This window comes from Marinobacter mobilis (assembly GCF_900106945.1).
In the GTDB taxonomy this organism is placed as follows: domain Bacteria; phylum Pseudomonadota; class Gammaproteobacteria; order Pseudomonadales; family Oleiphilaceae; genus Marinobacter; species Marinobacter mobilis.
The window spans coordinates 1-3,174 of the sequence record NZ_FNNE01000022.1; the positions used below are offsets into that span (position 1 = coordinate 1).

The 3,174-nt window shown below is 52.7% G+C and carries 1 rRNA gene; it reads right to left on the minus strand.

The annotated features are described in order from the left end of the window. Nucleotides 1-39: 39 nt before the first annotated feature. Nucleotides 40-2,929: ribosomal RNA gene (locus BLV11_RS18140) — 23S ribosomal RNA — on the minus strand. Nucleotides 2,930-3,174 lie beyond the last annotated feature (245 nt).

Genomic DNA, 3,174 nt, shown 5'->3' on the forward strand with positions numbered 1-3,174 from the left:
AGCGATTTCGTCGTTATCCGCAATTGTCTTGGGTGTTATATAGTCAAGCCGCACGAGCAATTAGTACTGGTTAGCTCAACGCCTCACAGCGCTTACACACCCAGCCTATCAACGTCCTGGTCTTGAACGGCTCTTAAGAAGGCTCGAGGCCTTAGGGAGATCTCATCTTGGAAGGGGCTTCCCGCTTAGATGCTTTCAGCGGTTATCCTGTCCGAACATAGCTACCGGGCAATGCTTCTGGCGAAACAACCCGAACACCAGAGGTTCGTCCACTCCGGTCCTCTCGTACTAGGAGCAGCTTTCCTCAAATCTCCAACGTCCACGGCAGATAGGGACCGAACTGTCTCACGACGTTCTAAACCCAGCTCGCGTACCACTTTAAATGGCGAACAGCCATACCCTTGGGACCGGCTTCAGCCCCAGGATGTGATGAGCCGACATCGAGGTGCCAAACACCGCCGTCGATGTGAACTCTTGGGCGGTATCAGCCTGTTATCCCCGGAGTACCTTTTATCCGTTGAGCGATGGCCCTTCCATACAGAACCACCGGATCACTATGACCTGCTTTCGCACCTGCTCGACGTGTCTGTCTCGCAGTCAAGCGGGCTTGTGCCATTACACTAACCGCATGATGTCCGACCATGCTTAGCCCACCTTTGTGCTCCTCCGTTACGCTTTGGGAGGAGACCGCCCCAGTCAAACTACCCACCACACAGTGTCCTCATCCCCGATAAGGGGACCAAGTTAGAACCTCAAACATGCCAGGCTGGTATTTCAAGGTTGGCTCCACCAGAACTGGCGTCCTGGTTTCAAAGCCTCCCAGCTATCCTACACAAACATGCTCAAAGTTCACTGTGAAGCTATAGTAAAGGTTCACGGGGTCTTTCCGTCTAGCCGCGGATACACCGCATCTTCACGGCGATTTCAATTTCACTGAGTCTCGGGTAGAGACAGCGCCCCCATCGTTACGCCATTCGTGCAGGTCGGAACTTACCCGACAAGGAATTTCGCTACCTTAGGACCGTTATAGTTACGGCCGCCGTTTACCGGGGCTTCGATCAAGAGCTTCGCCGAAGCTAACCCCATCAATTAACCTTCCGGCACCGGGCAGGCGTCACACCCTATACGTCCACTTTCGTGTTTGCAGAGTGCTGTGTTTTTAATAAACAGTCGCAGGGGCCTGGTATCTTCGACCGGCTTCCGCTCCACCCGCAGGGGCTTCACGTACACGCCGGCGTGCCTTCTCCCGAAGTTACGGCACCATTTTGCCTAGTTCCTTTACCCGAGTTCTCTCAAGCGCCTTGGTATTCTCTACCTGACCACCTGTGTCGGTTTGGGGTACGGTCTCGAATCACCTGAAGCTTAGAAGATTTTCCTGGAAGCATGGCATCAATGACTTCATTCCCTAGGGAACTCGTCGTCACGTCTCAGGATTAAGGACCCGGATTTGCCTAAGTCCTCTCCCTACTCGCTTAAACCGGGACAACCGTCGCCCGGCTCACCTAGCCTTCTCCGTCTCTCCATCGCAGTGATCCAAGGTACGGGAATATTAACCCGTTTCCCATCGACTACACCTTTCGGTCTCGCCTTAGGGGCCGACTCACCCTGCGCCGATTAGCGTTGCGCAGGAACCCTTGGTCTTCCGGCGTGGGGGTTTTTCACCCCCATTGTCGTTACTCATGTCAGCATTCGCACTTCTGATACCTCCAGCATGCTTTACAACACACCTTCGCAGGCTTACAGAACGCTCCCCTACCCCGCATACAAAGTATGCAGCCGCAGCTTCGGTGACCAGTTTGAGCCCCGTTACATCTTCCGCGCAGGCCGACTCGACTAGTGAGCTATTACGCTTTCTTTAAAGGGTGGCTGCTTCTAAGCCAACCTCCTAGCTGTCTGAGCCTTCCCACATCGTTTCCCACTTAACTGGTACTTGGGGACCTTAGCTGGCGGTCTGGGTTGTTTCCCTCTTCACGACGGACGTTAGCACCCGCCGTGTGTCTCCCGGATAGTACTCACAGGTATTCGGAGTTTGCATGGGGTTGGTAAGTCGGGATGACCCCCTAGCCCAAACAGTGCTCTACCCCCTGTGGTATTCGTCCGAGGCTCTACCTAAATAGATTTCGGGGAGAACCAGCTATCTCCGGGCTTGATTAGCCTTTCACTCCGATCCACAAGTCATCCCCTGGCTTTTCAACGACAGTGGGTTCGGTCCTCCAGTGCCTGTTACGGCACCTTCAACCTGCTCATGGATAGATCGCCCGGTTTCGGGTCTAATCCCAGCAACTAAATCGCCCTATTAAGACTCGGTTTCCCTACGGCTCCCCTAAACGGTTAACCTCGCTACTGAAATTAAGTCGCTGACCCATTATACAAAAGGTACGCCGTCACAGAACAAGTCTGCTCCGACTGCTTGTACGCATACGGTTTCAGGATCTATTTCACTCCCCTCACAGGGGTTCTTTTCGCCTTTCCCTCACGGTACTGGTTCACTATCGGTCAGTCAGGAGTATTTAGCCTTGGAGGATGGTCCCCCCATGTTCAGACAGGATATCACGTGTCCCGTCCTACTCGATTTCACTGAACTCAGGTTTCGGATACGGGGCTATCACCCACTATGGCGGCACTTTCCAGAGCCTTCTCCTACCAGTTGTTCAGCTTAAGGGCTGGTCCCCGTTCGCTCGCCGCTACTTAGGGAATCTCGGTTGATTTCTTTTCCTCAGGGTACTTAGATGTTTCAGTTCCCCTGGTTCGCCTCTTACACCTATGTATTCAGTGCAAGATACCGACCCGAAAGTCGGTGGGTTTCCCCATTCAGAGATGTCCGGATCACAGCTCGTTTGCCAGCTCCCCGAACCTTATCGCAGGCTTCCACGTCTTTCATCGCCTCTGACTGCCAAGGCATCCACCGTATGCGCTTAGTTGCTTGACTATATAACCCCAAGACAACTGATCGTCTCACGCTTCCCCTGGCAAGCCAGGCTGGTCATGATCAGAAACAGTCATTTGAAGTTGTATAACAACCACTTCAACGACAACACCGGATAACGCTTGAAATCGCTATCTGTTGAGTTGTTTGATTCAGGAGATAAATTGAATCAAACTTCTCGGATGTTTTCTTTCTCATCCACATTGTTAAAGAGCAATTCTGACCCAGTGATCAGAAAGAAGGACTTC